The organism is Desulfallas thermosapovorans DSM 6562 (assembly GCF_008124625.1).
GTDB lineage: Bacteria > Bacillota > Desulfotomaculia > Desulfotomaculales > Desulfallaceae > Sporotomaculum > Sporotomaculum thermosapovorans.
Genome location: NZ_VNHM01000001.1, coordinates 284,167 through 300,594, shown reverse-complemented (window position 1 = coordinate 300,594; position 16,428 = coordinate 284,167). Strand labels below are relative to the sequence as shown.

15 protein-coding genes, 1 pseudogene and 1 riboswitch are annotated in these 16,428 nt (G+C 50.1%); of the genes and pseudogenes, 10 read left to right on the top strand and 6 right to left on the bottom strand.

Going from position 1 to position 16,428, the window contains the following annotated elements:
• Nucleotides 1-26: 26 nt before the first annotated feature.
• The 6 genes from nadD (at nt 27) to LX24_RS01470 (ending at nt 7,451) form a co-directional block, all read left to right on the top strand.
• On the top strand, nt 27-665 hold the full coding sequence (nadD, locus tag LX24_RS01495) for a nicotinate-nucleotide adenylyltransferase (protein ID WP_166510357.1): 639 nt from the start codon (nt 27-29) through the stop codon (nt 663-665).
• Nucleotides 666-775: 110 nt separating this feature from the next.
• The gene (locus LX24_RS01490) at nt 776-1,024 is read left to right on the top strand and encodes an RNA recognition motif domain-containing protein (RefSeq protein ID WP_166510356.1); all 249 of its coding nucleotides are present in this window, start codon (nt 776-778) and stop codon (nt 1,022-1,024) included.
• A gap of 378 nt (nt 1,025-1,402) precedes the next feature.
• Nucleotides 1,403-2,149, top strand: a complete 747-nt coding sequence (locus LX24_RS01485) for a Dps family protein (RefSeq protein ID WP_243131565.1) — start codon at nt 1,403-1,405, stop codon at nt 2,147-2,149.
• 155 nt (nt 2,150-2,304) lie between these two features.
• Complete coding sequence (locus LX24_RS01480) at nt 2,305-3,669, top strand: small ribosomal subunit Rsm22 family protein (protein WP_166510355.1); 1,365 nt, start codon at nt 2,305-2,307, stop codon at nt 3,667-3,669.
• A gap of 74 nt (nt 3,670-3,743) precedes the next feature.
• Nucleotides 3,744-4,937: an SPL family radical SAM protein gene (locus LX24_RS01475; protein WP_166510354.1), complete on the top strand. Its 1,194-nt coding sequence runs from the start codon at nt 3,744-3,746 to the stop codon at nt 4,935-4,937.
• A 738-nt stretch (nt 4,938-5,675) separates the two neighbouring features.
• Nucleotides 5,676-7,451: a CRISPR-associated DxTHG motif protein gene (locus LX24_RS01470; protein ID WP_166510353.1), complete on the top strand. Its 1,776-nt coding sequence runs from the start codon at nt 5,676-5,678 to the stop codon at nt 7,449-7,451.
• A gap of 163 nt (nt 7,452-7,614) precedes the next feature.
• Here LX24_RS01470 and LX24_RS01465 read toward each other — a convergent pair whose 3' ends face one another.
• The gene (locus LX24_RS01465) at nt 7,615-9,783 is read right to left on the bottom strand and encodes a hypothetical protein (RefSeq protein WP_166510352.1); all 2,169 of its coding nucleotides are present in this window, start codon (nt 9,781-9,783) and stop codon (nt 7,615-7,617) included.
• 178 nt (nt 9,784-9,961) lie between these two features.
• Here LX24_RS01465 and LX24_RS01460 point away from each other — a divergent pair, with 178 nt between their 5' ends.
• The 3 genes and pseudogenes from LX24_RS01460 to LX24_RS15275 all read left to right on the top strand — a co-directional run.
• Nucleotides 9,962-10,234, top strand: coding sequence for a hypothetical protein (locus LX24_RS01460; RefSeq protein WP_166510351.1), 273 nt, complete (start codon nt 9,962-9,964; stop codon nt 10,232-10,234).
• Between the two features lie 3 nt (nt 10,235-10,237).
• Nucleotides 10,238-10,483 carry a hypothetical protein gene (locus LX24_RS01455; protein WP_166510350.1) on the top strand — a complete coding sequence of 82 codons (246 nt, stop codon included), beginning with the start codon at nt 10,238-10,240 and terminating at the stop codon, nt 10,481-10,483.
• A gap of 131 nt (nt 10,484-10,614) precedes the next feature.
• Nucleotides 10,615-10,773, top strand: a pseudogene (locus LX24_RS15275) (type II toxin-antitoxin system PemK/MazF family toxin); the annotation flags it as partial.
• Nucleotides 10,774-11,173: 400 nt separating this feature from the next.
• On the opposite strand, the gene LX24_RS01445 reads toward LX24_RS15275, so the two are convergent.
• From LX24_RS01445 to thiM, 5 genes are read right to left on the bottom strand one after another with little or no spacing between them, the layout of a single operon-like run.
• Nucleotides 11,174-12,025: a ribonuclease HII gene (locus LX24_RS01445; protein WP_166510349.1), complete on the bottom strand. Its 852-nt coding sequence runs from the start codon at nt 12,023-12,025 to the stop codon at nt 11,174-11,176.
• Between the two features lie 49 nt (nt 12,026-12,074).
• A complete protein-coding gene (gene thiD, locus LX24_RS01440; protein ID WP_243131564.1) occupies nt 12,075-12,860 on the bottom strand; it encodes a bifunctional hydroxymethylpyrimidine kinase/phosphomethylpyrimidine kinase in 786 nt (261 codons plus the stop codon).
• 43 nt (nt 12,861-12,903) lie between these two features.
• Complete coding sequence (locus LX24_RS01435; RefSeq protein ID WP_166510348.1) at nt 12,904-13,551, bottom strand: MtnX-like HAD-IB family phosphatase; 648 nt, start codon at nt 13,549-13,551, stop codon at nt 12,904-12,906.
• Entirely contained in the window at nt 13,536-14,174 is a 639-nt protein-coding gene (gene thiE / locus LX24_RS01430) for a thiamine phosphate synthase (protein ID WP_166510430.1), read from the bottom strand. Before thiE ends, LX24_RS01435 begins: the two co-directional genes overlap by 16 nt.
• Nucleotides 14,168-14,986, bottom strand: a complete 819-nt coding sequence (gene thiM, locus LX24_RS01425) for a hydroxyethylthiazole kinase (protein WP_207706492.1) — start codon at nt 14,984-14,986, stop codon at nt 14,168-14,170. Before thiM ends, thiE begins: the two co-directional genes overlap by 7 nt.
• 91 nt (nt 14,987-15,077) lie before the next feature.
• Nucleotides 15,078-15,188: riboswitch (TPP riboswitch) on the bottom strand.
• 172 nt (nt 15,189-15,360) lie between these two features.
• Between thiM and LX24_RS01420 the strand changes: the two genes are divergently transcribed.
• Nucleotides 15,361-16,311: a hypothetical protein gene (locus LX24_RS01420; RefSeq protein WP_166510347.1), complete on the top strand. Its 951-nt coding sequence runs from the start codon at nt 15,361-15,363 to the stop codon at nt 16,309-16,311.
• Nucleotides 16,312-16,428 lie beyond the last annotated feature (117 nt).

Below are 16,428 nucleotides of genomic sequence, written 5' to 3'. Positions count from 1 at the left end.
ATTCTGACCTGATGGAGTTTGCCAAAATGAGTGATATAAATAAACCGGCCCAGCCGGAAAAAAGAAGAATCGGCCTGATGGGGGGTACCTTTGACCCGGTGCACCACGGCCATTTGGTGGCGGCGGAGGAAGCCCGCTACCAGTTTGGTATGGAAAAGGTGATCTTTATCCCGGCGGGAAAGCCTCCGCACAAAACCAGACAGGATATTTCACCGCCGGAACATCGCCTGGAAATGACCAGGCTGGCGGTCAGTTCCAACCCCCATTTCACCATATCCGACCTGGAGATGAAAAGGGAAGGATTGTCCTACACCATTGACACGGTGCGGGCCATGAAAAAAGTATATGCCGGGTGGGAAATATTCTTTATCACGGGTTCCGATGCCGTGCTGGAAATACTAACCTGGAAAAACGTGGAGGGACTGCTCCAGGAATGCTTTTTTATTGCGGCCACCCGACCGGGGTTTAACCTGGAGGCTTTGGGTCATAAACTGAGCCACCTGTCCAGGGAAGCTGTGGCTAAAATTAAAACCATCGAGGTGCCCGCGCTGGCCATTTCATCCACCGATATCAGACACCGGGTGCGGGAAGGCAGGCCTATAAAATATTTGCTGCCGGAAGCTGTGGAAAAATTTATCTATCAAAATAAATTATACCAAATTTAATGCTGGTAAAATCTTAGCCCGCCAACATTGCATCAGGCATTTTTCTTTTGCAAATAATACTGACACATCATCATTTGAAAGCAGCAATGCAATGGAAAAGAGGTGATCTGATGGCGAAGACATTATATGTGGGAAATCTACCGTGGAAAACCAAAGCCGAGGATTTGGATGAGGCCTTTTCACGATACGGGGAAGTACTGGGCAGTCGCATTATTACCGATAGGGAAACCGGCCGTTCCCGCGGCTTTGGTTTTGTGGAGGTAAAAGACGAGGATGCCGAAGGAATGATTGCAGCATTAAACGGCACCGATTTCGAGGGGCGGGTCATCACCGTCAACGAAGCCCGGGCCAGGGAATAGCATAGTTTATTAATAAAGCCTCCTTTTGTGGAGGTTTTCCTTTATGTTCAAAATAAAGCTGTCAGAACAAATGGAGGAAAATCTTTCCCCTTGTTGAAATATGCAAAAAAATATTTCAACGGGGGTTTTTTATGTCAGGCGGCAATATCTGATGGTAAGTTAATTAACGTAGATGTGCGTAATTACCACTGGTTTGCACGGGGTTACTTGTCGAATGTGGGGATGCTTGGTAGATGGGGCGACATTGTCAATACAATGTGAGATGGTCTTGGGCGTAAATTCCTTTTCACCATAGTAAGGGATTAAAAGATACATATTTAAAGGAAACATGAAAACACTACTGGTAATAACAAAAACCATCTATCAGGGAGGAATAATATGGATACAAGAACGCAGCCCGTGACACAAACACCCCGGGACATAGCCGGCGTTGTAACCAACATGACAAATTTCCAGGGGGAATTTAACCTTAATAAATCAGGTTTTAACCCAAATATGCCGGGTCATACCAGTGACCATGACATGATTTTAAGGCAACCACCGCGAACTACCAAGGAAATCGGGGCGGGGATTGGTCTGCCCAAAGAAGTGCGTCATGAAATGGCATTAATGCTGGATGATCACCTTTGTGCCTTGAATGTTGCCCTGCATCAATATAACAAGCATCACTGGTTAACGGAGGGTGCCGAGTCATTTATAAGCCTGCACCATCTACTTGATGAACACATTGAAAAAACGCAAAAGCATATAGATATGATTGGCGAAAGGGTGGCCCGGCTTGGCATGGTACCCACTGCCCACCCGGTCACCCAGCATGAACTATCATATATCAAGCATGAAGTGGAAGGGCGCTATACCATGCGGGATTTTCTCCGCAATGACCTGGAGCACGAATTGAAGATACAGGAAATGCTGCGCAAGCAAATCGCCCGCGCCCACGAGTTGCAGGATTTCGGCACCGTGCAGGTTCTGGAAGAAGTGCTTTTGGAACGGGAAGACCTTGGATATCACCTCTACAGTGTACTGGAGGATGATACCCTGGTACGGGGGATGAATCACCTGCTGGATGAAAAATTTGACCGGGCCGGTGACCGTCCCATGAATCCGGGCTCCAGATTGCAGTAACAATTCCGGTTGGATTAAAATCGAAAAGCAGCCATTGCTCCGGTGACGGAGAACATGGCTGCTTTTTTTAGCAATGGTGGTGTTTTTGTTACCGGGGTTTTGAAAAAATTTTCCCGGCGCTCCAGTGTATGCTTATGCGGAAAGGAGCGTGGGATTTGATGTACTTGCGTTTAAATGAAAAACAGTATAACCGGTTGGAAAATATCCTTTGCCCCGGGGGCAGCTGGCTGTTTCCCGACAATCTTGGCGGTATGCTGGCACGAAAAATATCTCGCTCCATGGGATGGCCCGTGGCACCGGGGGATGTTGTTGCAGTGATGGAGGGATGGGGGCGGGAGATTCTCAGTCATTTGGCCGGTAATATCTCCACGGCATACAAAGGTCAAGCCGGTCCCACTGACTATTCCCGGTTGTGGACGGCATACAGTTTATATTACCTGCCGGCTAATTTTCCCAAAGTGCTCAGGGTTTTGCTCGGGCTGTTACGGGGAGGAGTGCTCCCTAAAAAATTGAAACTGTTGGATATTGGAACCGGCCCCGGCACCGTTTCGTTGGCCGTTCTTTATTTTTACGATATGATATCTTTGGTTGCCGGCAAGGAAGGCCTGAGTGTGGAAATTACGCTTTTGGACCGCTTCCGGGAGCATTTGGACTTTGCACTGGCTAATATAAAAAGCTGGCAGGTGCTGCAGCAAATCTCTTTCCCGGTTAAGGTCAATCCTGTTGTTTGTGGCTGCCTGGAAAAAGAAAGCGATCAGCTTCGTAAATTATTAAACACAGGGGGCTATAATCTGGTCGTGCCCTCCCATGTAATTAATGAATACGAACTTCATGATACAACTTCGGCTCTGGATGTTGTCCAATTTGCCCTGGAGATGACCGCTGATAACGGCAGCCTGGTCATTATTGAACCGGCAACAGAAGGCATTTCCCGCAGGATCGCCCGTTTACACTGGCAGTTAAAGTCTGCTGGATTGGCCACTGCTTTTGCCCCCTGTGCTTACCCGTGGAAGAAATACCCCGGGAAGCAGCGGCGATGCGCTTGCTGGAGTCATGCCTGTGAGCCGTGGCATAAACCTGCTTCCGTGCAGGTACTTGAAAAGTACGGGGCTTGTTCCAAAAATGATGTGGATTTTAACTATTTAATACTGCGCAAGGACGGGTTGAACCGGTTTAAAGCCCATCGCAACCCCGGGAAATATGCCCGGGAGGGATATGTTAAATTGCTGCACGGCTATAAATATATGGGAGAAAAAGTGAACATAGTTGGGGTGGCCACCAACGTTTACCGGCGCAGCGAGTTGATGATAATAGACATTTGCGATGGCACCTGCGGTACCCATAATTATTGTTATATAGAAGCCCGGGGAAACTGTTGGAGCCCGGCTAATGATATGCTGCGCAGTGTCAGACACGGTGACTTTATTGATTTGCGTGGCGTTGGTGTGGCTCCCGGTGCGCGGGGCAGTCATTACACCCTTAAGTTGAGTGGGGATACGAAAGCCGTTGTATATCGCTAAATTGAGCAAATTCATTGGAGTCGTTTAACCGGTCTTGTTAATAATTTTGTCTGCTGTCAGTATGGAGGTATTGTATGTGCGATAGAAAGAATCATAACCAACAGGTTAGCTTGAAGTTCGGCAAGGTAACTAAAACGTTTCCGCTGGTGGAACTGCCCTGTAAACACATTGTCGTTAAATCCGCCAAGGAACTGCACGGGTGGTGGCCGGGCAAGCGGGAGTGTACCGCGGAGCGACTGCTGGTAAACCCTTACAACGGGTGCACCCATAATTGTGCCTTTTGTTATGCCCATGCTATGTGGGGATATTTTAATCTTTATCACAGCCGGAAAATAGTTACAGTTTTTGAAGATTTCCATCTCGAAGTGGCCCGCCAGCTGGACGGGCTGGAAGTGGCCAGCTGCGGGTACCTGTCTCCGGTGACAGACCCTTTTCAGCCTTTAAATATCAAGTATCAACTGTCCGAAAAGCTAATTAAAGTTTTTGTGGACCGCAATTTGCCCATTGAGTTCATCACTAAAAATGTTATCACGGATGAGGCCCTCAGGTTAATGGAAAAACAGGAACATTCTTTCGGGCAGGTATCCATTATTACCCCGGATGAGGAGTTGCGCCGGCGTTTAGTGCCGGGCGGTGCACCCACTGAAAAACTGTTGGATAATTTAACCCGGTTAAAACAGGCCGGCAAATTTGCTGTATGCCGCATAGACCCCATTATTCCCGGCATCACTGATGATGAAAGACAACTGGACCAACTGGTGGGTATGGCGGTTAAGGCCGGTGCAGATCATATTATCACCAGTTGTATGGATATTCCGCAAAAAATCAGGCCTGTCCTGATAGCGCAGCTTGCGGGTATCAACAGCAGTATTCCCCGCTTGTACCGGGAGCTGTATACAGAAAACCTGGACGGCCAGTGGCATGTCAATATAAATACCCGCCGTTTACTGTTTCAAATGATGTCTGGTATTTGCCGCCGGCACGGGGTGAGTTTGGCCCTGTGCATGGAATATGAATCGGTAAATGGACGGGTGCACGGTTTAAACCGGGAGTTTATGACCACCAGGAATTGCGAAGGTTTGGACGTCCCTTTATACATCAGGCAAGGCGGTACTTTTAGACCGGTGAATTGCGACGGGGCCTGCTTGTTATGTAAAGAACCGGTTTGCGGTATCAGTGAGCTGGCCGGCGGCGGAGCCTGGAAGTTAAAAGACTATCGCAGGTGGAGCAAACAGATCAAAGAAAACAAGGAACCCAGGTTGTTCTAGTTTATAATATTCCCTGGTCAAACTGTTCCTACGTTTAAAGGTGCTTTCGCTGGTCTAAAATTCCATCTATGACCGGCCAGGGGCTGGGCCTTAAATAGAATTGTCAGACATCGAGAACCTCCGGTGTGCAAAAAACCCCGGAGGTTCTCGCAAAAAAACTTTTTGTTGAAGGAAGCAGGAAAACCCGCGCCAATAGCGAATTGTAGAGGTGGAAAAACTTGCATGTTTGTTTGACTTTATCTGATCAATGCCACATATTGGTAAAAATAAGGTGTCTTAACGGAGGTTCTCGAAAAACGTTTCTGGAGGCCTTGGGCCGCAAGGGCTGAGCACCCCTGCAGTCTGAATAAAAATAATTCCCCTTGGGGAATTGAAACATGTGCAAGTGACGTCCGCTGTCGCTGTCGTCCAGCGACGTCTGAATAAAAATAATTCCCCTTGGGGAATTGAAGCAATGTAAACTCCCAGGGGAAGGTTTCATCTCCTAAACCGGTATGTCTGAATAAAAATAATTCCCCTTGGGGAATTGAAGCTGTATATTAAAAACCCCTCCTACTTTGCTCGTAATTGCTTCTGGCCGGAATAATTCCCCTTATGTTGCAAACGTGGTTTTCGAGGATACGGTAGAATAGAGCCCATATAGGCTCTATTATTAATTTTGAAAAAAATTTTTTACTGGGTTTTGATATTATAGGTTTTGATGAATTTAACAAAATCTTATGAAAAGAGGCGAGAAAATTGTCTGGTAGAATTCTATTAACTTCATTGAGTGCATACCCAAAAAATACAGTGTATTACCTGGAAAAGGATGCTTCTAAAAAGGTTGAAACAGATTTGGCTACTTTGGCTTTACTGCAACTCCTACCACGGGAAGAGTTGCCGCATAAAATTATTGTTTTGTGCACAACTCTAATTTTGGAGAAAATTTACCCGGTGTTTAGAGAAAAAGTAATAACGGAATATCCCAAGATGGATGTAGTATACATTAAAATACCCGATGGCAAATCAACCGAAGAATTATGGCAGATTATGCACGAAATTTTAGTTGATCAAGATTTAATTCCTGCAAAATGCCGGCTTACTCTGGACTTAACCCACGGGTATAGAACTTTTCCCTTTTTATTTTTTACTGCTGCTCTGTATTTAAAAGCTCTTCGCGGTGTAAATATAGATGCGGCTTATTATGGCCTCTATGAAATGATAGAAAGGGATAAACCTAAACCAATTGTGGATGTATCCCTCATCCTGGACATGGTGGAATGGTTTTATGCCGCCAGAATATTTTCAGAAACCGGCCAGGCCGGCAGCCTGTTAGATAGATTGGCACCTTACGCCGTATTGCCGGAAGGTGTAAGCGGCCGTGAACGCAAGCCGTACGAGTTGGTGGAAAAACTGCGCCAGGACTTCAAACAGGTGGCTGATGCCTATGCCCAGGCGTTGCCATTGGAGTTTGGTATTGCGGCGGACAAGCTCTTAAAAAAATTGAGCGGGCCTTTGCCGGAGCACCTGCAGGCCCAAATGCCCCTGCCGGAGGAGTTGTTTGGTACCATAAAACAATTTATCACTCCCTTTGCCCTGCCGGGACTGAAAAAGGGAAAGCAAAAACTTGGACTGGATTACTGTGAACTCCGGCGCCAGGCCAGTATTATCGACAGGTATATGGAACAGGGTTATGTAAACTTTGCAGCCGGGTTGATACGTGAATGGATGGTTTCCGTTTGCTTGTATCACGTCCAGGCAGGGGATGAACCAAAGGTGGTTGGTGAAAAGTGGCTTTCCAACAAAGACTACGGGCGTAAGGGTGTAGAAGAAAAGCTGGGGGCATTGGGTGATACTTACCGTCATCGCAAGGAGCAACTTGATGGGCAGCAACAGTGGCTGGCTTCTCTATGGAAATATATGACGGATAAACGCAACGGCCTTCATCACCATGGTTTCCGGCAAAACAACGCTTTGCTGGGCCAAGAACACTTGGCGGATATCCGGTCCAAGTGGCAGGAATTAAAGGATGCGCTGGAAGATGGTACAAAATGGAGACTTGATTTTTCTCCTATGGCTGCAGAAAGCGCCGAGCCCTTAGGTGGCGGCACGCTGCTGGTCACCCCTTTGGGGCTTTCCAAAGGGCTGTTGTATTCGGCCCTGCGTCACATTAATCCCGACGCCCTGTTTGTTATATCTTCCGCTGATGCAGCCTGTTACCTGGATGAAATAAAGCAAGCGGCAAGCTGGGAAGGTGATGTTTTTACCCGGTATATGCAGGACGTCCATGCGGGTTTTTCCGAAGGCCCGGGTATTTGTGCCGCTGCGCTGCCGTTAATGAAGCAATATAGCCGGGTGGTGGTGAATATCACCGGTGGCACCACGGCTATGCAGCATATTGTGCAGCAAGTCTTTGAACAGGCATTATCCGGAGCCGTCCAGGTGCGGCGCATTGCCCTGGTGGACAGGCGGAACCCGGCGGAACAGCGGGAACAGCCCTATGTCACGGGGGAATTGATAGAACTGGGAGATTAACCTGGCTGTACAATTACCACATAATAGATACCTGCACCGGATGTTCAGGGGGACGATCTCTGTTACGCGCATTTTAATTTTTTAAGAATCCCCCGGTGGCAATTAATAACGAACGAATAGCCCGGCAAAAAAGCCGGGCTTTAATTTGCCGGCCAAAAGGCCCCTAAAACGGTATCCGGTGTGCCAGGTTTAGCAGTGCGGCGGCGGTGTCCTCGTCCCGGCGTTCCATGGCCTGTTGCAGCACCGCAGGCCAGCTGGCAAAATAGTCCACCATTGCCCCGGGCAGCCCGGGCTGGCCGAAAATCTCCCGGTATTTTTCCATGGCTTTCTTCACAGCATTTTTGTATTCCTTTCTGTACCTGTCACCGGCCCCGGCCAGGTGCCCGGCTTGCTCTGCCAGCACCCCCAGGCCGATGGTCTGTAGTGTTACATTATCATTATCCCTGAAACAAATTTCCAGGGCGCGGCGGTGCCACTCCAACCCGGCTTTAATACTGCCCGTGGCCAGGTAATAGCTGCCCTTTTTCCAGCATATGATTTCCACCGGGTGGTCTGTAAAACCCTTCAGCACCGGGTGGTTATCCAGAGCGTGTTTTTGCCAGGCCTGCTCCATATTACCGGCCAACTCCCCGGGGGCCGCGGCGGCCATCAGGCGGGCATAATGCATCAAGCCGAAATCATATTCCCTGTGCCGGTCGCCGGCCAGGGCCGCGGCAATTTCCTGGGTGGTGACCTCCTGCTGTTTTTTATTCACTCCCAGGGCCAGGTAGTGCAGCGCATCTTGGAAATTACCGGCATCCGTTTCGATGTGGCAGCGGTACATGTAATGCCGGGACAGGTCGTGGGCGCTGGTGAACTGGTCCAGTGCCGCGTCGGAGTCCCTCTGCGCCAGCCGGTAACTGGCGGGGTCCAGCCTGCCTTTGAACATGTAAGCCTGCAGCCTGTTACCCAGTATTTTTCCTTTCAGATCCGATTTTATCGAGTCCGGAAATACTCCGGGCAGGGCGATTGGATATAGCTCGATGGTATCGTTATAAAAGCGTTCCAGGGTATTCATCAGCTTGATGGTGGCGTCAAAATCATAGCAGTTATTGAAATGCACTGCTTCCCAGAACAGAAATTCCATAATATGCTGGAAGTTCTCCCAGTGCCCGGCCAGCGGGGGGATGATTTCTTTTATTTCGTTGATAATTTGCTCCGCCATGCGCACGTTGCCCCGGTGATTGGCAATGGCCAGCACTGATGAGGAAATTTCCAGTGTAATCAGGTTAAGTAAATTTTCATCCAGTGCGGCCGCAGGTGTTTCTTTCAGGGGGCGTAACAGGTGGTTATTGAGCAGTTCCATTAAAAACAGGGCCTGGTCGTACCGCCTGTCCACATTGATGATATAGTTGATCCGGTTTTTGATTGTAGTCAGGTGGTAGTTACGCCCGGTGTCCGGCAGTTCCATCAACTTGTTAACCAGCCGGGGCAAAAGCTTATATAATTTATCGGCGGTGGCCCGGTGGTTGAATCTTTGTTCCTCTAGCAGGGAGGTGCAAATCATGAAAAAGGCTTCGCCCAGGTCACCGGCCGCCATCAGGCGCTCCACGGCACTGATGGTGCCGTACTCCAGTACGCTGTATATATAGCCGTGCTCTTCGATGGTTGCCAGCAGTTCTTGTTGTGCTGCACCTGAAAACTTGGTATTTCTGCAAAACCAGGCATGGCACAGCACATCCGCCAGCATGAGCCGGTACTCTTCCCTGGCGGAGCCGGTGATAAATTTTTTTACGTCCCATTTACTGCTGCCACCGGCCATGCCCCGGCGCAGCCAGGCCCAGTGCAACCGTTCCTGCAGCCGGGCGGTGTATTCCTGCCTCTCAATACCTGTGATCGAGCCGGGGTGCTGTTTATCCTTTACCATGCGCACAGCCGCGTCAATGGACAGGCTGATACTTTCATACTGGGTATTCAGGGTGCTGAAAAGCTGGGTAATACCCTCCGCCAGCATGTTCAAATAAGTTATATCGGGGTTAACAATTTGCAACCTTTCGGTGTTTTCAACCATGAATACTTTGACCTGCCCGGCTGTTAACTGCCGAACCGTGGACAGGGCCATGGCGGGAAACTTTTCGCGGGGCAGTTCATTGGCGTGCAGCGTTCCCCGCCCGGACCAGTTTATGCCCGAGGCACGGCAGGCGGACAACAGAATATCCCTAGCCTGCTTTTCGGTCAGGGCACCCCGGGGGACAAGTATCCCGCCCACCAGCGAATTGCGCCGGTCCTGCGACGTTGCATCATTAAACACTCCGCTTTCGTCCAAAAACAGATCAAACTCTACCAGGGCCATTTTTTCCTCCTTTATCCTTTTTGATTTAACGGGATAATTAGTTAAATAATATAATTTTTGCATGGCCGGCTGCAATAGAAATAGCCGACAAGTGGATAGCCCGGGCATGGTAGTTTATATGACTTGTCGCCGCTGGAATTTATCAACGAACTAGCAGCAGGCATTTGGATTTTATCTAATGTTTTCTGCGGTGGGGCTATGTGGTAAGATAAATATTGATATAGAATTCCCAAAAGATGACCCTGGCCGCACCAATGACTCCTCCAATCCCGCCTGGTGGTACCTGGAAACACCGCCCACCAACGTGGAGCTAGAGGAATTCTTGAAGTTCACCAACATTTATTTTGACGGCGCACCGCCAAATGAGGAAGACAAGGAGAATATTCTTGATTATCTGGTCTGGAAGAGGAAAAGGGAGAGGAAGAAAGGAAAAGGAAAGCAGGGGTGGTGAAAAATGAGTATCCAAAGAAAAGAATTATACCGGTTGATAGATGTGCTACCAGAAAAAGAAATTCCGGTAGCAAAAAGGTTTCTTGAATTTATCATAAACGAGGCGCATTTTGAAGACATCAAGTGGCTAAACGCCGATTTGGCAGATTGGCCCGTCTATGATTGGGGCGCTGAAGGACCTCCGAAGGGTAAGCCTGTACGCTATATTAAAGGAAAAGGCCTAGAAATTATAGGAGGACGGGAACCTTGAATGCCGGCATAAGAGCAGGAGACGTCGTTTTAGTCAGTCTTCCCGCCCACCTACCCAAAGGGCACGAACAAGCAGGCGTAAGACCGGCAATAATAACAGCTGTGCACTAGGGTTATCTTCGCTACCCGGTTGTCATAGTTGTTCCTGTAACCTCGCAAACTGGAAGATGGACAAAGCGGAATCCTTTGCTGTATCAGCAAATACCTGAAGGTTGCGGTGGGCTTCCCAAACCATCAGTAGTTTTAATCGACCAAATACGCGCTGTTGATATACGCAGGATAAGGTCATAAGTGGGAACGCTTGAACAGAAGATCTTTCAAAAAATAAAACAGGGCTTAATTGAATTATTTTCCTCATAAAAAACCTGTTACTGTTGGTTATAGTAGCAGGTTTTGGCTTAATATGGCGGCATGATGGTAACACTTAATAGTTTTTTTTACCGCATTTGCCGGCATTGTTTAGATAAGGTGGCAGAATAAAAATAATTCCCCTTGGGAATTGAAACCTCCCGCCGTTCCAGTGTAAGTAAATAGCTACATTATTAGTCGGAATAAAAATAATCCCCTCCAGGGGATCGAATTCTCGAAAAATTATCTATCTTATGTCCCGATCCAGAACACCGGTCACCTGATTAGCAAATTTAAAAGCCCGGCACATGCAGGCCGGGCCTTAATATTCATGTCGTTTTAACTAATAATAATCCTTGAACAAACCGTTCCGATTGTCCAGGTAGCTTCTCACCGGTTTAAAATCCCTTCTATGTACCGGGCAGGGGCCGTATTGCATAATAGCTTCAATATGCTGCCTGGTGCCGTATCCCTTGTGTTTGTCGAACCCGTACTGGGGATAAAGGGCGTGGTATTCCTCCATGATTTTATCTCGCTCCACCTTGGCCAGTATGGAGGCGGCCGCAATGGACAGGCTTTTGGCGTCCCCGCCCACTATCGCCTGCTGCTTTATTTTTACCCCGGGGATGATGAAACCATCCACCAGCAGTATTTCCGGCTTTACATCCAGCTTGTCCACAGCCCGGGCCATGGCCAGGAAGCTGGCGTTGCGGATATTCAGCCTTTCGATTTCCTCCACCGTGGCCAGGTCCACACTCCAGCCCAGGGCGGCTTCCTTGATTTGCTCCGCCAGTTGTTTTCTTTTCCCGGCGGTTAACTGTTTGGAGTCGTTAACGCCGGTCAGCGCCTCAATATCCTCCGGCAGAATCACTGCGCCGGCCGCCACCGGACCGGCCAGGGGACCCCGGCCCGCTTCGTCCACCCCGGCGATTAACCGGTATCCCTGGGAGCGACAGTTATCCTCATATTTAAGAATGTTTTTCAGCCGTTCCTTTTCTCTAATCCCTTTATCCCTCTCATTAATTAACTTGTTATATAACTTTTGCACGCCGGAACGACTATCTCTGGCCAGCACCGGTAAAATTTCTTCATCTACTTGTTCACTGGCGGCAAGCATTTTCTTAATCTCTTCAATCTTCATGGCGGATATATCCAATGCAGGCACTTCCCCACGGGTATTTAATTTATATTCCATTTTACCATCTTTGCCGCCGTTTTTTCAAAAATTGGCCCGGAAAAAATAATCAACCGGGCAGGCAAATAGGTCCCGAGCCATGGCCGAGGACCTGGTCCCGGGCCTTTGCAATCCGCCGGTAAACGTAGTCCTTGGCTGCTTGAACAGCCGCCGCGGGGTCCGGGTTAAAGCAAAGGTAGGCGGCAATGGCGGAGGATAATGTGCACCCTGTACCGTGGGTATTCCTGGTATCCACCCTGGGCAGGGTAAAGGTGTGCATTTTTTGCCCGTCAAAAAACACATCGGTGGCTTCATGATCATCCATGTGCCCGCCTTTGATCAAAACTCCCCGGGCACCCAGGCCATGGATTAGCCGGGCCGCCCTGTAAACAGAGTCCGCACCGGTAATCTTTATACCCGCCAAAATTTCAGCCTCATATTTATTGGGGGTAACGATAAAAGCCCGGGGCAGTAATTTTTCTTTAATGGTTTGCACGGCGTCGGTTTCCAGCAGCAGGTCGCCGCTGGTGGCCACCATCACCGGGTCCACCACCACATATTTTACATCATGGGCCGCCAGCCGCTCCGCCACGGCCGCAGTTACTGCAGCATTGCCCAGCATACCAACTTTAACGCTGTCCACACCGATGTCGGATATCACCGCATCTATCTGGGCGGCCACCGTTTCCGCCGGCAGCTGGTGTATGCCCTGCACCCCCAGGGTGTTCTGGATGGTCACGGCGGTGATGGCACTCATGCCGAAGACCCCGATATTCTCAAAGGCCTTTAGGTCCGCCTGAATACCCGCGCCCCCGCCGGAATCGGAACCGGCTATGGTTAAAGCCCTTTTCAGCACTTGTCACGGCCTCCCCTTTCCTTATAAGTTTATTTGAACTGTTTTATTCCGTTAATTTTTGCATCTGAATTAATATATCCTGAAAATTATTGAACCGGCGGGCGGTTATGCCCTCCCGGGCGCAATAGGCCTCTAGCGATCTGCCTGCCCTGGCGAAAACCAAACCGGCAAAATGCGCCGGGCAGCGATCGGAGTAACCGTCTCCGATATACACGTTCAAGCCGTCCGGGTCCATCAGCTCCAGCATGATTTTACTTTTGCACACCCCGCAGCGCCCACAGCGAGGGTTGTCGTGGGGGGTCTCTATTTTCCAGCCCTGCCGGTAATGCATCCGGTTGGCGTAAAAGGGCAGCCCCAGATTGTACCTGGCCAACATGGGGCGGATGTAATTATCGTACCCGTCGCTCAATATATATATGGGGTATCCCTTTTTCCCGGCCCAGGCGGCAAAATCGAGAAAGGTGGGGTCCAGCACCTGTTCTGCGATAAAATCATCCAGTTTCGCCGGGGTCATGTCCATCAGATCCAGGGTTCGCTGGGCGCAATCCCGGGTGGAAAGTTTCCCCGCTTCCCACAAACAGTTGAGCTCATGCCAGCCGGAAGCGGCAAACCGTTTCACCATGGTGGCGCAGACATCTTTGTCGGCAATGGTGCCGTCAAAGTCCGAAAAAAATATTATCGATTTTGCCACAGGTTAATCATCCTTCGGGCGGCGGCCTGGATATCCGGGGACGTCATTAAGGCTGATACCACGGCCACCCCGTCCATGCCGGTATCCCGGACGGCTTTTAAGTTGTCCAAATCAATACCGCCGATGGCCACCAGGGGCAGGCGGGTTTTTTGCCGTAGCAGGCGCAGTTTTTCTATGCCCAGGGGTGCCGCGGCGTCGTCCTTGGTGGGGGTGGCAAATACCGGCCCCACTCCCAGGTAATCCGCCCCGGTGTTTTCCCCCTCCCGCAGTTCTTCTTCGTTACTCACCGACAGGCCGATTATTTTATCTTCCCCCAGCAGGGGGCGCACCACGGTTACGGGTAAATCCTCCTGTCCCACGTGCAACCCGTCGGCGTCCGCCGCCAGGGCAATATCCAGCCGGTCGTTGATAATCAGGGGTACCCCCCGGGGCACCAGGGCTTCCTTTAAAGCCAGGGCCAATTGATAAAAATCCCGGCTGTTGGCGTTCTTTTCCCGCAGTTGCACCACGGTTACGCCGCCGGCCACGGCCTTTAAAACCTCCGCCACCAAATCGCGCCCGCCCAGGTAATGGCGGTCAGTCACCAGGTACAGTGCATAATCTATTTGTTTACCCTTCACCAGCACTGCACCCGCCCTTCCTTAATAACATCGTCGCCCCGCAGCTGGTAGAGCCGGTCCACCAGGGCGATCCGAAAACTCCCCGGCCGGTCCCCTGTTTGCCGGGCGGCCCGCTCTCCGGCAATATTAAAGCCCAGGAGACCGGTTACCGAGGCCAGCCACGGTTCTTCCGGTGCGGCCCCCAGGCAGGCGGCCATAACTCCCCCCACCATACAGCCCGCCCCGGTGATTTGTTGAAATAAATGTGTGCCGTTGGCAGTGCTTGCCACCTGCCGGGCATCCGCCACCACGTCAACGGCGCCGGTGGCTACCACAACAATATTATCCCGCCGGCTTAACTCCCGGCAAACCGTGTCCAGGCCGTCGCCGCTGTCCAGGGAATCCACCCCCCGTGCTTTGCTGGCCACCCCCGCCAAACTTTTTATTTCGGCGATATTGCCCTTTACTACTTTTAAAAATTCAATTTCCTGCAACCTGTGATACAATTTCCGCCTGCCTGGTATGGCACTGCAGCCCACCGGGTCCAGCAGGCCGGGCACTTTATTTTCACGGGCACTACCTGCTGCTGCCATTATGGCGGCTTCCTGTTCCGTGGTCAGTGTGCCCGGGTTGATGTACAGGGCGGCGGCCAGAGCGGCGAAGTCCCCGGCTTCAGCCGGGTTTTCCACCATGGCCGGGGAGGCCCCGGAGGCGATGATGGTATTGGCCACGTCGTTAACCGTTACATAGTTGGTGATGCAGTGCACCAGCGGGTTGCTGCGGCGCACGGCGTCCCACAATTCGGCACATTTTTTTAACAGAGCGCTGGTTTCCATATTGTTTCCCCCTTAGTTACAGCATAGTTATTATGGCTTTTTAGGATAAAAAAATAAAGATGAACCAGCACAGGGTTCATCCTTAAACACTTTTAAATCATTTACACTTTCCTCCGCTGGTATTAGCCAGATCAGGTACAAAGGGTCAAAAGCTGCCGCTTTACTCTCAGCCCCGGCTTCAGGAGCCCCCCCAGTGTGCCTATATTTAATTGTATGGTAATCATTTTATAGTTAATGGCAATACCCGTCAAGGGGTGGCTAAAATTGGGGGGAACAATTTGCCGTGGAATTAAGTCATATAATTCAAGTGCCGGGCAATGTGCAAGGGTGTAGCGGGTGCCCGGTGGCAAACTACTATCAACGGGGAGGAAAAAATGTTGCTGAAAAAAATATTACTGCCGGCAGTATTAATAGTATGCCTGGCCATGTCCCTGATTGGTTGTTCCACCAACCAGGCGGGTACCGGCGACGACACGGACCGGGGTCAAGGCACCGGGCAAGGCATCAGCCGGGAAGAGCAAACTGTGCTAATGGATGACTTCGGTGCCCTGGTGGCAGGCAGTGGGGATATTGATGAAATAATTAAATACGTGGACGACAACATCTCCAAGCTTTCTCCGGAGAATGCTTCGCAAATGATTACCGGGCTGGAAAAAGCCCAGCAGGATTATTTACCCGAGATGGAAGCCAGGTTTTACCCCGACGGCATAGCCCAAAAATTCTTTGCGGTCTACCAGGCCGGTGGGGATATTAACGACCCTGATACCATAAAGGACCAGGAGATAAAACAGCTGGTGCAGCAAACTAAAAATGCGGGCTATAAGGTGGATACCGCCGAGGGTATGTATTACCCCGTTATCGATTACCAGCGGTACCGGGAATACAGTTCCATGGTGACTCCAGATATTAAAGCCTATATCGATATTATGGCCGCCCACTCCAACAATCCTCCCGCCAAAGATGCCGCGCTGGTGATTGGCTGGGATGAATTACTGTCCCGGGCGTTGCAACAGGAAAAGTTTGTCGATACCTATGCTGACTCAGCCAAGCTTGCCGGTGTGCGGGATATGTACCGGCTGTATGTTCAATTTGTTTTATTCGGGCTCAATAATACCCCTTTGTTCAGTTATGATGATAAAGCCATGTCCCCTGATGCCAAAACAGGCTACGCCAGAGTACTGGCGGAAAGCGAACCCAGCCGGCTGACCGAAATTGTCCAGGGTTTCCTTGACCTTGTGGAGCAAAATAATAACCGGCTGACGGGTGAAGTGGAAAAATACAGGCAAAAATGTCTCGAAGATATTGGCATTGCGGGCATAGATTAATAGGGTTCTAAACAGGCTAATTCCATTCCACGGTTGTGACCACCCGTGGAATTATTTTTACCACCGGGGGAAAGATGTCTAATGGACATGCCGGCACATCCATGATATAACATAATT